The organism is Methylobacterium sp. 4-46 (assembly GCF_000019365.1).
Lineage (GTDB): Bacteria > Pseudomonadota > Alphaproteobacteria > Rhizobiales > Beijerinckiaceae > Methylobacterium.
The window spans coordinates 6014666-6030821 of sequence record NC_010511.1 but is presented as its reverse complement, the minus strand read 5'-3'; the positions used below and the strand labels follow the sequence as shown (position 1 = coordinate 6030821).

At 72.2% G+C, this 16156-nt stretch carries 17 protein-coding genes; 11 read left to right on the top strand and 6 right to left on the bottom strand.

The annotated features are described in order from the left end of the window. The first annotated feature begins 289 nt into the window (after positions 1-289). From M446_RS26570 to M446_RS26560, 3 genes are all read left to right on the top strand, one after another. The gene (locus M446_RS26570; protein ID WP_012335200.1) at positions 290-628 is read left to right on the top strand and encodes a P-II family nitrogen regulator; all 339 of its coding nucleotides are present in this window, start codon (positions 290-292) and stop codon (positions 626-628) included. A 72-nt stretch (positions 629-700) separates the two neighbouring features. Beyond that, positions 701-2203 (top strand): ammonium transporter, encoded by a 1503-nt coding sequence (locus tag M446_RS26565; RefSeq protein WP_012335199.1) that lies wholly within the window; start codon positions 701-703, stop codon positions 2201-2203. A gap of 363 nt (positions 2204-2566) precedes the next feature. Continuing rightward, positions 2567-5104 carry an FtsK/SpoIIIE family DNA translocase gene (locus tag M446_RS26560; protein ID WP_012335198.1) on the top strand — a complete coding sequence of 846 codons (2538 nt, stop codon included), beginning with the start codon at positions 2567-2569 and terminating at the stop codon, positions 5102-5104. Between the two features lie 163 nt (positions 5105-5267). Here M446_RS26560 and M446_RS26555 read toward each other — a convergent pair whose 3' ends face one another. Next, positions 5268-5840, bottom strand: coding sequence for a type 1 glutamine amidotransferase domain-containing protein (locus tag M446_RS26555; protein WP_012335197.1), 573 nt, complete (start codon positions 5838-5840; stop codon positions 5268-5270). 175 nt (positions 5841-6015) lie between these two features. On the opposite strand from M446_RS26555, the gene M446_RS26550 reads away from it, so the two are divergent. Then, on the top strand, positions 6016-6222 hold the full coding sequence (locus M446_RS26550; protein WP_012335196.1) for a hypothetical protein: 207 nt from the start codon (positions 6016-6018) through the stop codon (positions 6220-6222). Between the two features lie 197 nt (positions 6223-6419). On the opposite strand, the gene M446_RS26545 is transcribed toward M446_RS26550, so the two are convergent. Next, the gene (locus M446_RS26545; protein WP_012335195.1) at positions 6420-6809 is read right to left on the bottom strand and encodes a hypothetical protein; all 390 of its coding nucleotides are present in this window, start codon (positions 6807-6809) and stop codon (positions 6420-6422) included. 190 nt (positions 6810-6999) lie between these two features. Between M446_RS26545 and M446_RS26540 the strand changes: the two genes are divergently transcribed. The 4 genes from M446_RS26540 to M446_RS26525 all read left to right on the top strand — a co-directional run bounded on the left by M446_RS26540 (position 7000) and on the right by M446_RS26525 (position 8412). After that, positions 7000-7320, top strand: a complete 321-nt coding sequence (locus tag M446_RS26540) for a DUF6496 domain-containing protein (protein ID WP_012335194.1) — start codon at positions 7000-7002, stop codon at positions 7318-7320. Between the two features lie 72 nt (positions 7321-7392). Beyond that, positions 7393-7599 carry a hypothetical protein gene (locus M446_RS26535; RefSeq protein ID WP_012335193.1) on the top strand — a complete coding sequence of 69 codons (207 nt, stop codon included), beginning with the start codon at positions 7393-7395 and terminating at the stop codon, positions 7597-7599. A gap of 211 nt (positions 7600-7810) precedes the next feature. Then, entirely contained in the window at positions 7811-8020 is a 210-nt protein-coding gene (locus tag M446_RS26530; protein WP_012335192.1) for a cold-shock protein, read from the top strand. Between the two features lie 164 nt (positions 8021-8184). Beyond that, entirely contained in the window at positions 8185-8412 is a 228-nt protein-coding gene (locus tag M446_RS26525) for a hypothetical protein (protein ID WP_012335191.1), read from the top strand. 144 nt (positions 8413-8556) lie between these two features. Here M446_RS26525 and M446_RS26520 read toward each other — a convergent pair whose 3' ends face one another. Continuing rightward, the gene (locus M446_RS26520) at positions 8557-8784 is read right to left on the bottom strand and encodes a hypothetical protein (protein ID WP_012335190.1); all 228 of its coding nucleotides are present in this window, start codon (positions 8782-8784) and stop codon (positions 8557-8559) included. A 187-nt stretch (positions 8785-8971) separates the two neighbouring features. Here M446_RS26520 and M446_RS26515 point away from each other — a divergent pair, with 187 nt between their 5' ends. Continuing rightward, positions 8972-9448 (top strand): MucR family transcriptional regulator, encoded by a 477-nt coding sequence (locus tag M446_RS26515; RefSeq protein WP_012335189.1) that lies wholly within the window; start codon positions 8972-8974, stop codon positions 9446-9448. Positions 9449-9596: 148 nt separating this feature from the next. Here the strand turns inward: M446_RS26515 and M446_RS26510 are convergent, their stop codons facing one another. Then, positions 9597-10538 carry an alpha/beta hydrolase gene (locus M446_RS26510; protein WP_012335188.1) on the bottom strand — a complete coding sequence of 314 codons (942 nt, stop codon included), beginning with the start codon at positions 10536-10538 and terminating at the stop codon, positions 9597-9599. A gap of 267 nt (positions 10539-10805) precedes the next feature. Between M446_RS26510 and M446_RS26505 the strand changes: the two genes are divergently transcribed. After that, entirely contained in the window at positions 10806-11255 is a 450-nt protein-coding gene (locus M446_RS26505; protein WP_012335187.1) for a cupin domain-containing protein, read from the top strand. Between the two features lie 99 nt (positions 11256-11354). Continuing rightward, entirely contained in the window at positions 11355-12221 is an 867-nt protein-coding gene (locus M446_RS26500; RefSeq protein WP_012335186.1) for a branched-chain amino acid aminotransferase, read from the top strand. Between the two features lie 105 nt (positions 12222-12326). Here M446_RS26500 and M446_RS26495 read toward each other — a convergent pair whose 3' ends face one another. Further along, positions 12327-14135, bottom strand: a complete 1809-nt coding sequence (locus M446_RS26495; protein ID WP_012335185.1) for an NADPH-dependent assimilatory sulfite reductase hemoprotein subunit — start codon at positions 14133-14135, stop codon at positions 12327-12329. A 216-nt stretch (positions 14136-14351) separates the two neighbouring features. After that, complete coding sequence (locus tag M446_RS26490; protein ID WP_012335184.1) at positions 14352-16121, bottom strand: sulfite reductase flavoprotein subunit alpha; 1770 nt, start codon at positions 16119-16121, stop codon at positions 14352-14354. Positions 16122-16156 lie beyond the last annotated feature (35 nt).

Genomic DNA, 16156 nt, shown 5'->3' with positions numbered 1-16156 from the left:
ATCGGATGTCGTAGGAGGCCGGGCCGGCGCGCCGCCCCGGCCCGCTTTTGCTTAATCGATTTGCAATTGCTTATATTTTGTTCAGTCCTGCCGGCCCGATCGGCTTCAATCTCCGCAATCGGCTCAGGAACCGGGCAGCTTGTCCGTAAGGCCCGGTGCCGACGCTGGCACGTTCCTTGATACGCCGGGCCGCGAACGGGAGCGCAGCGACCTCAGTGCTCCCCGCTCACGCGTCCGTCCGGATCCTCACGGGGCGGACCGGGCGCCAATCGGAAAGGGGGCACGACCCATGAAGATCGTCATGGCCATCATCAAGCCGTTCAAGCTGGAGGAGGTCCGCGACGCCCTCACCAGCATCGGCGTGCACGGCCTGACCGTGACCGAAGTCAAGGGCTACGGGCGGCAGAAGGGCCATACGGAGATCTACCGCGGGGCCGAGTACGCGGTGAGCTTCCTCCCCAAGCTGAAGATCGAGGTGGCGGTGGCGGCCGACCTCGTCGCCAGCGTCGTCGACACGATCGCGGCCGCGGCCCGGACCGGTCAGATCGGCGACGGCAAGATCTTCGTGCTGCCGCTCGAGAAGGCGGTCCGCATCCGCACCGGCGAGACCGACGCGGACGCGCTCTGACCCGCCCCGCCCGCGAGGCGCCCCCTGCCACCTGACCCGCTTGTGACGAGACCGATCGGGAGTTCCGTTTCCATGAAGCTTCGCAACCTCTTGGCTCTCGGCCTGGGAGGCGCCGCCCTGGCGCTTCTCCTGGTGGAGCCGTCGCTGGCGCAGACGCCGGCCCCCGAGGCCGCGCCGGCCGCGGCCGCCGCGCCGGTGCCCAACAAGGGCGACACCGCCTGGATGCTCGTGTCCTCCGCCATGGTGCTGCTGATGTCGGTGCCGGGCCTCGCCCTGTTCTACGGCGGCCTCGTCCGCACCAAGAACATGCTGTCGCTGCTCACCCAGGTCTTCGCCATCGTCAGCCTCGTCGGCATCCTCTGGGTGTTCTACGGCTACAGCCTGTCCTTCACCAACGGCGGCGGCCTCAACGACTTCGTGGGCGGCTTCTCCAAGGCGTTCCTGAAGGGTGTCGACGCGAACGCCACCGCGGCCACCTTCTCGAACGGGGTCTACATCCCCGAATACGTCTACATCTGCTTCCAGATGACGTTCGCGATGATCACCCCGGCGCTGATCGTCGGCGCCTTCGCGGAGCGGATGAAGTTCTCGGCCCTGATGCTGTTCATTACGCTGTGGGTGACCTTCATCTACTTCCCGATGGCGCATATGGTCTGGTACTGGGCGGGCCCGGACGCGGTCGGCAACGCCGCCAAGGCGCTCGCCGCGGCGACCGACGAGACCGCCAAGAAGGCCGCGCAGGACGCCCTCGACGCCGCCAACGCCGATGCGGGCATGCTCTTCAAGTGGGGCGCCCTCGACTTCGCGGGCGGCACCGTGGTGCACATCAATGCCGGCATCGCGGGCCTCGTCGGCTGCCTGCTGATCGGCAAGCGCATCGGCTACGGCCGCGACCTCCTCGCCCCGCACTCGCTGACCATGACCATGATCGGCGCCTCGCTCCTGTGGGTGGGCTGGTTCGGCTTCAACGCCGGCTCGAACCTGGAGGCCAACGGCAGCGCGGCGCTCGCGATGCTCAACACCTTCGTGGCCACCTGCGCGGCGGGCCTGTCCTGGCTCTTCGTCGAGTGGGCGGCCAAGGGCAAGCCCTCGCTGCTCGGCATGCTGTCGGGCGCGGTGGCCGGCCTCGTCGCCGTCACCCCGGCCTGCGGCTTCGCCGGCCCGATGGGCTCGATCGTCCTCGGCCTCGTGGCGGGCGCCGCCTGCTTCGTGATGTGCTCGGCGGTGAAGAACGCCATCGGCTACGACGACAGCCTCGACGTGTTCGGCGTGCACTGCATCGGCGGGATCATCGGCGCCCTCGCGACCGGCATCCTGGTCAACCCGGCCCTCGGCGGCACCGGGGCGCCCGACTACGCCACCAAGCCCGGCGAGATGGTCGCGGCGGCCTACGAGTTCGGTCCCGCCTTCCTGTCCCAGGCCAAGGCGGTCGGCTTCACCATCCTGTGGTCGGGCATCGGCTCGGCGATCCTCTACAAGGTCGTGGACCTGATCGTCGGCCTGCGCGTCACCCAGGAGGAGGAGCGCGAGGGCCTCGATCTCGCCGATCACGGCGAGCGCGCCTACAATTACTGAGATCGGGCGCCGCCCGGAACGGGCGGTCCCTCACGGCGGCGCGAGCCCCGGTCCTCACGGGCCGGGGCTCGCCTCGTTGAGGGGCCGCCCCGGATCGGCGGCGGCCCGCCGTCGCTCGCCCGCGGCCCGGCTGCGGCTCGCCCGCGACCCGGTTGCGGGTCGCCGCAATGTTGTCATGGAATCGCCGCGCGCGGACCCCGATCTGTCGCGATCGGTCGGGCGGCTGGACCGATGTTCGGCCCTCGCCCCCGCGGCGATGCGCGGCCGATACGGGCATTGTCGGCGATCCATTAGCCTTAAACGCGCATTAAGGCCCGCGAACCTAGGATCGGGCAGGTCCCGCGTACCCGGTATCGCTCCCGCATGCGTTCGCTTCGCCGCTCGGCATCGCCCTACGATGCACTCGTCGACACGCTCCGCTCCTTCCTGAAGCGGCGCGTGACCGAGCTGGCGGGGCTCTCGCTCCTGCTCGGCGCGGTCGCCTTCGTGCTCGCCCTGGCAACCTGGTCGATCGACGACCCGAGCCTCAACCACGCCACGAGCCGCCCGGCCCGCAACCTCCTGGGTTTGGTCGGCGCCATCGTCTCCGACCTCGGCATGCAGCTGATCGGGTTCGGCTCCCTCGCCCTCGCGCTGCCGCTGGCGGTGTGGGGCGTGCACTTGCTGCGCACGCACCGGCTCGGCCGCCTGCGGGCCCGGCTCGGCCTCTGGCTGGCCGGGGCGGGCGCGGCGAGCGCGGTGGCGAGCGCCCTGCCGCCGACCGCCCGCTGGCCGCTGCCGAGCGGCCTCGGCGGCGTCGCCGGGGACGGGCTGCTGGTCGCCGCCAAGGCGGTGCTGGGCCCGCTCGGGGCGGTCGCGGGCTTCGGCTTCGCGGCGGCGGCGGTGATCTGCGTCACGGCCGCCTGCAACCTCTCCGAGGGCGATGCCGAGGAGGATCTCGACCTCGACCTGCCCCCACCCACGCGGGTCGCGGGCCGCCGCCCGGCCGGGCGGCGCCCGGCCGAGGAGGAGGGCGTGGGCTTCGGGGTCGCCAGCCTCGACGCGCTGGCGCAGCTGGTCCTGGGCGCCCGCGATCACGTGGCCCGGCAGGTCGGCACGTGGCGCGCGGCGCGCTCGGGCGCGGTGGTGGACGAGGCGGACGAGGCCTCCCCGGCCCTCGCGGCCCGGCGCGCCTTCGCGGAGGGCGACGAGGCCCTGTGGGACGAGTCCCCGGCGGCGCCCGGCCGGCGCGAGCCCACCTTCGACGACCCCCGGCCGGCGCCCGCCCCGCCGCGCGCGCCGGCGCCCGAGGCGGCGCCCCGCACCCGCGTCGCCCCGCCCCCGGCGCCCCTCGCCGGCCGCCGGGCGCCGCCCCCGCCCCAGGCGGAGCCGGGCAGCTACGAGATGCCGGCCATGGCGCTCCTCGCCGAGCCGCGCAGCCCCGCCCCGAGCGCCGCGGTCTCGACGGACGCGCTGGAGCAGAACGCCACCCTGCTCGAATCGACGCTGGAGGATTTCGGGGTGCGCGGCGAGATCCTGGCCGTGCGGCCCGGCCCCGTCGTCACCCTCTACGAGCTCGAACCGGCGCCGGGCACCAAGTCGTCGCGGGTGATCTCGCTCGCCGACGACATCGCCCGCTCGATGTCGGCGGTCTCCGCCCGCGTCGCCGTCGTCCAGGGCCGCAACGCCATCGGCATCGAGCTCCCCAACGCCAAGCGCGAGACCGTCTACCTGCGCGAGATCCTCAGCAGCCCCGCCTTCGCCGAGACCAAGCAGAAGCTCGCCCTCTGCCTGGGCAAGAACATCGGCGGCGAGGCGATCATCGCCGACCTCGCCCGCATGCCCCACCTGCTCGTCGCCGGCACCACCGGCTCGGGCAAGTCGGTGGCCATCAACACCATGATCCTCTCCCTCCTCTACCGCATGAAGCCCGAGGAGTGCCGCCTGATCATGGTCGATCCCAAGATGCTCGAACTCTCCGTCTACGACGGCATCCCCCACCTGCTCTCGCCCGTGGTGACCGACCCCAAGAAGGCGGTGATCGCCCTGAAATGGGCGGTGCGCGAGATGGAGGAGCGCTACAAGAAGATGTCGAAGCTCGGTGTGCGCAACATCGACGGGTTCAACGCGCGGGTGGCGGAGGCGCGCGAGCGGGGCGAGGTGATCACCCGGACGGTGCAGACCGGCTTCGACCGGGAGACCGGGGAGGCGGTGTACGAGGACGAGGTGATGGACCTCGGGGCGCTTCCCTACATCGTGGTGATCGTGGACGAGATGGCCGACCTGATGATGGTGGCCGGCAAGGACATCGAGGGGGCGATCCAGCGGCTGGCGCAGATGGCGCGGGCGGCGGGGATCCACCTGATCATGGCCACGCAGCGCCCGTCGGTGGACGTGATCACGGGGACGATCAAGGCGAACTTCCCGACCCGGATCAGCTTCCAGGTGACGAGCAAGATCGACTCGCGCACGATCCTGGGCGAGATGGGGGCCGAGCAGCTGCTGGGCCAGGGCGACATGCTGTTCATGGCCGGGGGCGGGCGCACGACGCGGGTGCACGGCCCGTTCGTGTCGGACGACGAGGTCGAAGCGGTGGTCGCTCACCTCAAGCGCCAGGGCCGCCCCGCCTACCTCGACGCGATCACCGCGGAGGAGGGCGAGGAGGGCGGTTCCGAGGGCGACGGCGCCGTCTTCGATCAGGGCTCCTTCGGGGAGCCGGGCGGCGACGTCTACGAGCAGGCGGTGGCGGTGGTGCTGCGGGACAAGAAGGCGTCGACGAGCTACATCCAGCGTCGGCTGCAGATCGGCTACAACCGGGCGGCCTCGCTGATGGAGCGGATGGAGAAGGAGGGCATCGTCGGCCCCGCCAACCACGCCGGCAAGCGCGAGATCCTGGTCGAGGCCGAGGATTGCGACGCCTGAACCCGGGCGGCGGGCGCGCGGCGACCGCCCGCGCCCGCGGATCCCGGCCTCCTGCGCCGGGACGGGACCGCGCGGGGCGGTCCGGCATGGACCGGCGGTGATCCGCGACGACCGCCGGCCTCGGGAGCCTCCGGATCCCGCCGGGGGCTGCGGGCTCCCGCGCTCAGGCGGCCGCGCGGTCGTGGCGGCCCTCCTTGACCTCCTCGATGATCTTCGCCGAGAAGGCGCCGAGGTCGCCGGGATTGCGGCTGGTGATGATGCCCTTGTCGGTCACCACCGCCTGGTCGAGCCACTCGGCCCCGGCATTGACGACGTCGGTCTTGATCGACGCGTAGGAGGTCATCCGGCGGCCCTTGGCGGCGCCGACCTCCACGAGGAGCCAGGGCGCGTGGCAGATCGCGGCCACCACCTTCCCGCTCGCCAGGAAGGCGCGCAGGATCTCCAGCGCCTTCGGCTCGAGCCGGAGCTTGTCGGGGTTGATCTGTCCGCCGGGCAGGACCAGGGCGTCGAATCCGGCCGGGTCCACGCTCTCGATGTCGGCGTCGACCTTCACCGGGCGGCCCCAATCCTTCATGTCCCAGCCCCGGATCGCCTCGGGGGTCTGGCGCGACTTCGGCGCCGCCACGGTGACCTGCGCGCCGGCCTCGCTCAGCTTGGCCTTCGGCACTTCCAGTTCGGACTGCTCGAAACCGTCCGTCGCCATGATGAGGATCTTCGCCTGCCGGATATCGGGCATGCTGCGTCTCCGCGGGTTGAGGGGTTCGGCGGGGCAACCGACGCAGGGGCAGGCAGTTCCGGCCTGCGGCCGTTTGGCCCCCACCCCGGTTCCCGACCGCCGCACCCGACACCGCGCCGGAACCGCCCGGACAGCCCTCGGTTGTTCCCCGACACGCGAGACAGGAGGCCCGCCCATGGCCAATCCCGGTCTGCCCAATCCCGGCGGAACGCCGCCGACCGACGTGCCGCCGCGTCCCCCGGACGAGCTGCCCGATACCGGCCCGACCGGGCCGCGCAGCCCGTACCCGGTCAACGATCCCGGCGTGAGCGACCCCAGGGGACCCGGCTCCGAGCCCGACTACCTGCCGGGCGCCCCGACCGATCCCGGGACGCGCTTCTGACGCCTCAGGTCAACGGCCCGGGATGCAGACGCATCGGGCCGTTGGCCCTCCCGGATTGTCGACACCAAGCCTATGGCTTGGCGCGAAAGATGGCTTGGTGCGGGAGCTAGCTTGGCGCGAAAGATAGCTTGGCGCGAGAGCTAGCTTGGCGCCAATTCGAGAACCGAACCGGCGGTCATCAGACATGAGCGCCGGGATCAGTGGCCGCCATGCGACGTGCGTACGTCGCGCGGCGCGTTCAGGATCTCGGTGAGGCTCGTCGCCACGTGGCGGGCCTCCTCGTCCGTGAGGCGCAGCTGGAAGGGCGGCAGCGCGCCGGCCTGCAGGGCCACCACCGCCTGGCCGCTCTCGTCCGTCCCCACCTCGATCACCGGCGAGGTGACGTCCAGCATCGCGACGTCCTCCTCGCTCATCTCGCTGGCCGCATCCCCCTCCTCGCCCTCGTCGATCGCGGTCAGGAGCTGACCGACCGCGCGCACCAGCGCGCGGGCCGCCCGCGCATCCATGATCACCGCGGTGGCCTGATCGTCCTTCTGGAACGAGAGCTGGATGTTGGAGCCTTCGAGGGAAACCGAGATACCCGCCATGAACGATCCGAGTGTCAGCGCACCCGTTCTATATGGGGAGTGCGGCACGGAAGCGACAGGCAAGGTCGCGGAGCTGGCCTGAACCGCGCGCACGGGCGAAACGGCGGGCCGCCTCCCCGCGTTGTCGGGGCGGAGCCCCCGCCGGAGAGGCCCGCGCGGGCTCCGCCCGCCGCCGCAGAGGGAGGCCCCCATGGCCCGCACCACGCCCGCGCAGAAGCAGACGATCGAACGGGTGATGCACGCGTTCAAGGAGGGCGACCTCGCCCAGAACGGCGGCCGGCCCGTGACCGACCCGAAGCAGGCCATCGCGATCGCGCTGCGCGAGGCCGGCGCCTCCAACCAGCAGAGCCCGGAGGCGAACCGCGCCAGCTTCCGCCGCACCCGCCGCGAGGAGCGGGCGGCCCGGGCGCGGGCGAGCCGCGCCGAGCTCTACGCGGAGGCGAAGCGCCGCAACATCCCGGGCCGGTCCCGCATGAGCCGGGGCGAACTGGAGCAGGCCCTCGATCGTTGAGCCAGGATCCGCCCCGCGAGGGCCCCCTCCGCGAGGGGCCCACGCCCCGCGGGGCCTCACGAAGGCAGGCGCATGAGTTCGAAGCAGCCGAAGACCACCACCCCCACCGATGCGGACCTCAAGGGCAATCCCGGCATCGGCACCAGCAAGGGCATGACCCGGGCCGGCGCCGATCCGGAGGAGCTCGAAGGCGACAACACCTTCGAGGGCGACGTCGCCAACGACGTCACGCCCCAGGGCGGCATCGACCCCAACCAGCGCGGGCGCACCAATCCGTGAGCCGCTCGGCGCGTCCCGCGCCGCGCCGCGCGGCCTTGTTCCGGCCCCATACGCTCCCTACATGGGGTTCAGCGAATCGGGCCGACGACTTGCGCCTGATGCAAGCCGGGCCGGTCGGCCCATCGCTCTCCCCACCGCAGACGCCGTCGCGCCGAACAGCCCGTCAGGCCGCTTCGGTCGGGGATTCCTGCACGAGACGAGGACGACGTTAGTGAATACCGGAACTGTCAAGTGGTTCAACGACCAGAAGGGCTACGGCTTCATCCAGCCGGATGACGGGGGCAAGGACGTGTTCGTCCACATCTCCGCCGTGGAGCGGGCCGGCCTGCGCGGACTCGCCGAGGGGCAGAAAGTCTCCTACGAGCTGCAGACCGACAAGCGCAGCGGGAAGGTCGCCGCCGCCAACCTTCAGGCCGCCTGAGGGACGCGTTCCCGGCGGGCCGCTCGACGGCCCGCCTCCCAAGCGGCGGGCCGCCCGGCCCGTCCGCGGGCGGTGCGCCGCCCCGGCGTCGAACAGTTCCGGCGCCCACCAGGACGTCACAGGCGCTCGCTCACGAGCGCTGCAATGAGACAAGAAAAGACATCATGATATTCGAGTATACGCGGCGCTGCGGCGCCCCCACCGTCTTTAACGACGGCGTCACGTTCCATGTCGACCAGATCAGCCGCGTCCATGACGGCAACGGACCGGTCGACGTGAGTCACCTCATCGACAGGAGCTACGGCTACCACTCGTCGCGCGAGCTGCGCTGGCACCTCGCGGAGCGCTTCGGCCTGACGCCGAACGCCGTGGCCCTGCGCGAGGCGCACTGACCTTCCAAGAGACTCCTCCCCAAGAGACTCCTCCCCGAGAGACTCCTCCCACGAGGACCCGGATCATGCCCGAGGCGGGCCGGCGCGGGGCGCCGGCCCGCCTCTTCGCGTGAAGCGGACCTTCCTGCCCCGCGCGGCGCGGGCTCATGCCGCAGCGTTGCTGGTGCCGGCATCGGTCACGCGGGTCGCGAACGCGATGACGTTGCTCGCCTGAAGGGCCGAACCGCCGGATTCGCGCCCCTCCGACAGATGTTGCGTCCGCTGGGGCCCCGCGAATGCGATCCAGCGGGCGATCTTGCCCTTGGGATTGCGCTCGTGAACGCGCTGCATCCGCCGACGGGCCCAGGGCGGCACGGGACCGAAATCGCTCAAATCTGCCTCCATTCACCACGTTGCCAGCAGAGGCGATTGACATGTCTCCGTCATCACCCATTTGGGTGACTGACCTTGAACTAATCCGATCGGCTTCGGCCGCAGCCGGGCCTTCGCGGGTCGGACTAGGTCGAAGGTATGAGGCGCCGCGGGTCGGCGCCGGGACGAACGAGCAGAGGACAGCCTGATGACGGCGGAGAAGACTGGAGATGGCGGGAACGACGTCGCGCTCGCGAGCGACATCGTCTCGGCCTACGTGACGCGCAACGCGGTGCCGCCCACGGCGCTGCCGGAACTCCTGAGTTCCGTGCACGCGGCCCTGCGCGGTCTGCGCCACGGCGTGGCCGCCGAGCCCGAGAAGCTCGTGCCGCCCGTCTCCATCCGCAAGTCGGTCACGCCGGACTACATCATCAGCCTGGAGGACGGCCGGCAGTACAAGTCGCTGAAGCGTCACCTCGCGACGCGCGGCCTGACGCCCGAGCAGTACCGCCGCAAGTGGAACCTGCCGCCGGACTACCCGATGGTGGCGGCGAACTACGCGGCGCAGCGCTCCGAACTGGCCAAGAGCATCGGCCTCGGCCTCAAGCGCCGCCCGGCGGCCGCCCTGCGCGCCGCGCCGGACTCGGTCGTGACCTCGGCGTCGCGCCGCCGCCGGAAGGCCTGAACCCGGCCGTCGCGGCCGGCCCCGTCCGGTTCCGGCCCGGAGCGGCCGGGATTCGCGGCGGATCGGCGGACGATGCCGCGTGCGCCGAGCCTCAAGGCTCGGCGCCAGCGATCCGGGACCGATCGACCGGGCCGGGGCGCCGATGGGCTCAGGGAGCCGGCGCCCGCGCCGGTCCGCCCTCGGCGAGGGCCGCGCGCAGGGCGGCGCCGATCGCGTCGAGGGCGCGGCCCGCCTCCGGCAGGATGCCGGCCATCCCGTAGAAGTGGTGGATCATGCCGGGGTGGCAGGTGTGCCGCACGGGGATGCCCGCCCGCGCGAGGCGGGCCGCGTAGGCGGCGCCGTCGTCCCGGACCATGTCGCATTCCGCCGTGTGGATGTGCGCCGGCGGCAGCCCGGCCAGGGACGGGGCCCGCAGGGGCGAGAGGCGCGGATCGGCCGGATCGGCGCCCGCCGCGTAGGCGGCGATGTCGTGCGCCAGCGTCGCCCGGTCGAGACCGTGGCCCTCCCCGTAGAGGCGGTAGGATTCCCCCTCCCCGGCCGCGTCCAGGACGGGGCAGAGCAGGAGTTGCAGGGCGATGGCGGGCCCGCCCGCGCGCGCCGCCTGGCACAGGCCCGCCGCGAGGTTGGCCCCGGCCGAATCCCCCCCGACCGCGAGGCGCGTCGCGTCGAGGCCGCGGGCCGCCGCGAGGCCGGGCAGCGCCGCGAGCGCCGCGAGCGCATCCTCGCAGGCCGCCGGGAACGGATGCTCGGGCGCGAGCCGGTAGGTGGTGGCGAGGAGGGCGCAGCCGCTCGCCGCCGCGAGGCGCCGGGCGATCCCGTCATGGGCATCGAGGCTGCCGCCGACGAAGCCGCCGCCGTGGAAGTAGAGCAGGACCGCCCCGGTCGCCTCCACGGGCCGATAGAGCCGGGCGGCCAGGGACCCGGCCGGGCCGGCGAGGTCGAGATCCTCGACCGCGGCGACCGGGACCGGCGCCCCGGCCAGCCGGCCGAGCCCCTCCAGGCTCGCGCGCCGGCCTTCGAGCGTCGTCGCCCGCCCCCCCACGAAGGCGATCACCTCGAGATAGCGGCGAAGCCGCGGATCGAGCGCCATTAATCTTAATCCTCCGAAGTGTCGCCCACCTCCTCATTGTCCTCGGAGAAAGTGGAGGGCGAGATTGCGGCCAGACATTCCTTAGAAACAATGGCGGCGATCCGGCATTTTCCGCGGATCGGATTCAGGGTTCTTCAACGGCGTCATGTCACTGTTCGGTGTCGAAGGAACCGAACGGTGCATCGCGGGCCGGCCTCTTCCCCGGAGAGCGCCCGCCCTGCGCGCAACGCCGGAAAGCGCCCGGAACCGCAGAGGAGGTTCAAGATCATGTCGCTGCCGCCGATCGTCTACTGCCCCACCGACGTCGCGCTCAAGTCCGCCCCGATCAATCCCCACTGGGTCCGGTCGGGAACGCCGGAAGCCCGCAACGCCCTCCTGTCGCGCAGCGCGGACGGCATGGCGAGCACCCTGCTCTGGGACTGCACGGCGGGCGAGTTCGTCTGGCACTACGATATCGACGAGACGCTCTACTTCCTCGAAGGCTCCGCCATCATCGGCGACGCCGACAACCCGCCCCGGCGCTACGTCGCGGGCGACGTGCTGTTCCTGCCCAAGGGGGCGATCGCGCACTGGCAGGTGGATTCCTACGTCAAGAAGGTGGCCTTCTGCCGCCGGGTGCAGCCGAAGCTGGTCGGGGTCGCGATCAGGGGGGCGGCCTTCCTGAAGCGCAAGCTCACCGGCGGCGGGATCCCGGCCCCGGTCTCGATCGGCGCCTGACGCAACGGAGCCATGCCGCGGCGGCGCGCGGGCCGGTCTGGACCGCCCCGTCCTGCGCGGGTCTGATGGCGGGCTCGCACCACGCGCCGCGGGGCGCCGATGACGGAGACGACTGTGTCCGAGACAACCTGGACCTTCTTCGAGGATCAGTGGCATCCGGGCAATGTCCGGATGATGGGCCCGCGCACGCACGGCGCGTGGCTCGGCTCCACCGTGTTCGACGGCGCCCGCTCCTTCGAGGGGGTGACCCCCGACCTCGACCTGCACCTCGCCCGGGTCAACCGCTCCGCGACCGCCATGGGCCTGAAGCCGGTCGTCGCCGTCGAGACCTGGCGCGACCTGGTGCGCGAGGGCTTGGCCCGGTTCGACGCGCGCACGCCCCTCTACATCCGGCCGATGTACTGGGCGGAGAGCGGCTTCGCGGGCGGCGTGCGCTTCGATCCGGAATCCACCAACTGGTGTCTGTGCCTCTACGAGGCGCCGATGCCGGTGCCGGGGCGGCTGTCGGTGACGCTCTCGCCCTTCCGCCGGCCGACCGCCGAGACGGCGCCGGTCGAGGCCAAGGCCGGCTGCCTCTACCCGAACGGCGCGCGGGCGCTGGCGGAGGCCCAGAGCCGCGGCTTCGGCAATTGCCTGGTGCGCGACGCGCTCGGCAACATCGCGGAATTCGCCAATGCCAACGCCTTCCTGGTGCGGGACGGCGTCGTCGCCACGCCGGCGGCGAACGGCACCTACCTGGCGGGCGTCACCCGCAACCGCGTCATCGGCCTGCTGCGCGAGGCCGGCGTGACGGTGGCCGAGACCACCCTCACGCACGCGGATTTCGCCGCGGCGGACGAGATCTTCTCGACCGGCAACTTCTCGAAGGTGATGCCGGTGACGGGGATCGACGGGCGGGAATTGGAGCCCGGCCCGATCTACCAGCGGGCGCGGGACCTCTACTGGGCCTACGCCCACGGCGGATAGGCCGCGGAGCGCCTTCCGAGGCGGAATGGCCCAGGACCATTCCCCTCGGATTCGCGGTTCCGCAGCCTCGCCCAGCGCGCCGGTGACGGCCTCGGCGAGCGCGGCTCAGGCCACCGCCCGGAGCGGCCCGGTCCGGTCGTGGAAATCCGGGCCGTTGACCGTCCTCGCGACGTAGCCGGCGCGGATCACGAAGTCGCCGAAGCGCTCGCCCGGGATGCGCTCCCGCGCGTAGGCCGCGAAGAGCGGGTCGAGCAGGGCCGGGATGTCCGCCGCCGCCACGTCGTCGGCGTAGAGCTTGGACAGGCGCGAGCCGTCGAAGGCCGCCCCGAGATAGACGTTGTAGCGCTCGGGGCCGCGGCCGACGAAGCCGATCTCGGCGATGAAGGGCCGCGCGCAGCCGTTCGGGCAGCCGGTCATCCGGACGGTGATGTCCTCGTCCCGGAGGCCGTGCGCCGCGAGGCGCTCCTCCAGGCGGGTGAGCAGGTCCGGCATGAAGCGCTCGCTCTCGGCGAGGGCGAGCCCGCAGGTCGGCAGCGCCACGCAGGCGAGGCTGTTGCGGCGCAGGGCGCCCGCCCCGATGGTGAGGCCGTATTCCGCGACCAGCCGGTCGATCTCGGCGCGCGCCCCCGCCGGCACGTTCGCCACGATGACGTTCTGGTTGCCGGTGAGCCGGAAATCGCCCTCGTGGATCTCCGCGATGCGGCGCAGGCCCGAGAGGTAGCGCGGCCCGCCCTCGACGTCCCTGATGCGGCCGGACGGCACGTAGAGGGTGAGGTGGTGGCGCCCGTCCTCGCCCTCGACCCAGCCGTAGCGGTCGCCGTTGCCGGTGAACTGGAACGGCTTCGGCTCCCGCAGGGGCTTGCCGACCCGCCGCTCGACCTCGGCCCGGAAGGCCGCGAGGCCGTAGCGCTCGATCGTGTACTTGAGGCGGGCGTTCTTGCGGGACTTGCGGTTGCCCCAGTCGCGCTGGACGGTCATGACCGCCTCGGCCACCTTGAGGGCGTCGGCGGGCTCGCAGAAGCCCAGCAGGTCGGCGGTGCGCGGGAAGGTGTCGGGCTCGCCGTGGGTCATGCCCATGCCGCCGCCCACCGTCACGTTCCAGCCCTTGAGCGCGTTCTTCTTGTCCAGGATGGCGATGAAGCCGAGGTCGTGGGCGAACACGTCGACCTCGTTGGAGGGCGGCACCGCCACCACGGTCTTGAACTTCCGCGGCAGGTAGGTCCGGCCGTAGACCGGCTCCGCCGCCTCGTCCTCGCCGCCCGCCACGCGCTCGCCGTCGAGCCAGATCTCGCGCCAGGCGTTGGTCTTGGGCAGGAGCGAGTCGGAGATGTCCTTGGCGAGCCGGTAGGCGGCCGCGTGGGCGCCGGTCTGGGCCGGGTTCGTGGCCGCCATCACGTTGCGGTTGACGTCGCCGCAGGCCGCGATCGTGTCGAGCAGCACCGCGTCGATCGCCTGCAGGGTGCGCTTCAGGTTCGACTTGATCACGCCGTGGTACTGGAAGGTCTGGCGCGTCGTCGCCCGCAGGGTGCCGTTGGCGTAGGTGCGGGCAATGTCGTCGAGGGCGAGCCACTGCCTGGGCGACACCACCCCGCCCGCGATGCGCAGGCGGATCATGAAGGAATAGGCCTTCTCCAGCTTCTTCCTGGTCCGCTCGGGCCGCAGGTCGCGGTCGTCCTGCAGGTACATGCCGTGGAACTTCACGAGCTGACCGTCATCCTCCGAGATGGCGCCGGTCGCGTGCTTGAGGAGCCCGTCCGCCAGGGTGCCGCGGAGGTAGCCGCTCGCGATCTTGATGTGCTCGTTCGCCGACAGGGCGGCGGCGCGGGCCGCCTCCGCGTCGGTGATCGGCCGCTCGGCCGGCGGCGTCTCGTAGGCCCGCGCGGGGGCGGGGGAGGCGGTCTTGGTGTCGTCCATGGCGGCGATCCGTGCCAGACGCGAAACCCCTCTCGGGCGGGAGAGGGGATGCCGCGATCGTCGTGGGAAACAGGGTGTCGTGCCAGCGGTCACGTCTCATGACCGCCGGGTCCGTTCTCGAATGGTCGCCGAGCCATTTGTCGTCGAGCGGCCGGCTCGTGTCGACCCTTCGAGAGGCTCAACGGCCCGATGCGGCGGCATCCCGGGCCGTCCGCATCAGTAAACGTCCTGCTGGTAGCGCTTGGCCTTCTCCAGGGCGGCCACGGCCGCCTCCGCCGCCTCGGGCGACAGGGCCCTCACCTCCGCGTAGGCCCGCACCAGGGCGGCCCGCACGTCCTTGGCCATCGCCTTGGCGTCGCCGCAGACGTAGAAGTGGGCGCCGTTCTCCAGCCACTCCACCACCTCGCGGCGCTGGGCGTAGAGCCGGTCCTGCACGTAGATCTTCTCGGGCTGGTCGCGCGAGAAGGCGACGTCGATGCGGTGGAGCGAGCCGTCCTCCAGGGCGTCCTGCCATTCGAGCTGGTACAGGAAGTCGTGGGTGAAGCGGCGGTCGCCGAAGAACAGCCAGTTGCGGCCCGGCGCCGCGGTGGCGCGGCGCTCCTGGACGAAGGCCCGGAACGGCGCGACGCCCGTGCCCGGCCCCACCATGATGATGTCCGTCGCCGGGTCGGCCGGCAGGCGGAAATGCCTGTTGGGCTTCACGCGCACCTTCAGCTTGGCGCCGGTGCGGATGCGGTCGGCGACGTGCACCGAGGCGACGCCCGTCCGGGCGCGGCCGTGGCTGGTGTAGCGCACCGCCGCGATCGTCAGGTGGGCCTCGTCCCCCACCTCCTTGCGCGAGGAGGCGATCGAGTAGGCCCGCGGCGGCAGCGGCCGGGTGATCTCGGCGAGGCCCTCGGCCGAGAGCTTGGCCGGGTAGGTCTCGAGCAGGTCGATCAGGTGGCGGCCCTCGATCCAGGCCCGCACCTCGTTCGCCTCGAGGAGGCGGCGCGCCTCCGCGTGGCCCGTCGCCTTGACGAAGCGCTCCACCGTGGCGGCCGAGAGCGTGGTGATGTCGCGCTCCGCGAGCAGGGCCCGGCGCAGCGCGTCGTCGCCCTCCAGGCCCGCCGCCCTCAGGATCTCCTCGACGAGGGCCGGGTCGTTCTCGGGGTAGAGTTCGAGGGAATCGCCCGGCTCGTAGGCCGGCGCGCCGTCCTCGAAGGCCAGCGCGAGGTGGACCGTCTCCTTGTCGGAGCGCGAGGAGTTCAGGTTGACGTGCTCGATCACCTCGGCGGTGACCGGCTCGCGGCTGACCTCCGGCGCCTCCCCGGGCGCCGCGCGGGCGAAATCCACCGCCACGACGTTGCCGGCGGGCTCGGCCGGGGCCAGGGCCCTGAGCGCGTCCTTGATCCAGCCGGCGGCGGGCTTGTCGAAGTCGAGGTCGCAATCGACCCGCGGAAGCACCCGCCGGCCGCCCAGCGCCTCGAAGCGCGCGTCGAGGCGCTTCCCGACCGCGCAGAACTCCGCGTAGGAGGTGTCGCCGAGCGCCAGGACCCCGAACTCGACCCCGTCGAGGCGCGGCGCGCCCTCCGCCATGATCTCGTTGTAGGCCCGCACGGCGCGCGCGGGCGGCTCGCCCTCGCCCCAGGTCGCGGCGATCAGGACGACCCGCTTCTCCCGCGGCAGGGCGGCGACGTCGAGATCGGCGAAATCGACCACCTTCGGCTTGAAGCCGGCCTTGCGGGCGAGCTTGGCGACGTCGCCCGCCAGCTTCTCCGAGTTCCCCGACTCGCTCGCGAACAGGATCGTCAGCGGCTCGGCCGCCCGCGGGGGCGCGGCGGGCTGCGGGGCCTCGGCGGGGGCGCCCGCGGCGGCGTCGAGCCCGGCCAGGAAGCCGGTGAGCCACGCGCGCTGGAGCGGCGTCGCCGCCCCCAGGGCGGCGTCGAGATGGGCCCGCTCGGCATCGCCGAACGGGGCCGTGCGGGGGAGAAGGGCGGATCGAGACATGCCCGCACCATGTGTGGCCAGGGCGGCCCCGAGTC

Coding starts and splice junctions, on each gene's coding strand:
- M446_RS26570 (WP_012335200.1), top strand. CDS start 290: ATGAAGATCGTCATGGCCATCATCAAGCCGTTCAAGCTGGAGGAGGTC.
- M446_RS26565 (WP_012335199.1), top strand. CDS start 701: ATGAAGCTTCGCAACCTCTTGGCTCTCGGCCTGGGAGGCGCCGCCCTG.
- M446_RS26560 (WP_012335198.1), top strand. CDS start 2,567: ATGCGTTCGCTTCGCCGCTCGGCATCGCCCTACGATGCACTCGTCGAC.
- M446_RS26555 (WP_012335197.1), bottom strand. CDS start 5,840: ATGCCCGATATCCGGCAGGCGAAGATCCTCATCATGGCGACGGACGGT.
- M446_RS26550 (WP_012335196.1), top strand. CDS start 6,016: ATGGCCAATCCCGGTCTGCCCAATCCCGGCGGAACGCCGCCGACCGAC.
- M446_RS26545 (WP_012335195.1), bottom strand. CDS start 6,809: ATGGCGGGTATCTCGGTTTCCCTCGAAGGCTCCAACATCCAGCTCTCG.
- M446_RS26540 (WP_012335194.1), top strand. CDS start 7,000: ATGGCCCGCACCACGCCCGCGCAGAAGCAGACGATCGAACGGGTGATG.
- M446_RS26535 (WP_012335193.1), top strand. CDS start 7,393: ATGAGTTCGAAGCAGCCGAAGACCACCACCCCCACCGATGCGGACCTC.
- M446_RS26525 (WP_012335191.1), top strand. CDS start 8,185: ATGATATTCGAGTATACGCGGCGCTGCGGCGCCCCCACCGTCTTTAAC.
- M446_RS26515 (WP_012335189.1), top strand. CDS start 8,972: ATGACGGCGGAGAAGACTGGAGATGGCGGGAACGACGTCGCGCTCGCG.
- M446_RS26510 (WP_012335188.1), bottom strand. CDS start 10,538: ATGGCGCTCGATCCGCGGCTTCGCCGCTATCTCGAGGTGATCGCCTTC.
- M446_RS26505 (WP_012335187.1), top strand. CDS start 10,806: ATGTCGCTGCCGCCGATCGTCTACTGCCCCACCGACGTCGCGCTCAAG.
- M446_RS26500 (WP_012335186.1), top strand. CDS start 11,355: ATGACGGAGACGACTGTGTCCGAGACAACCTGGACCTTCTTCGAGGAT.
- M446_RS26495 (WP_012335185.1), bottom strand. CDS start 14,135: ATGGACGACACCAAGACCGCCTCCCCCGCCCCCGCGCGGGCCTACGAG.
- M446_RS26490 (WP_012335184.1), bottom strand. CDS start 16,121: ATGTCTCGATCCGCCCTTCTCCCCCGCACGGCCCCGTTCGGCGATGCC.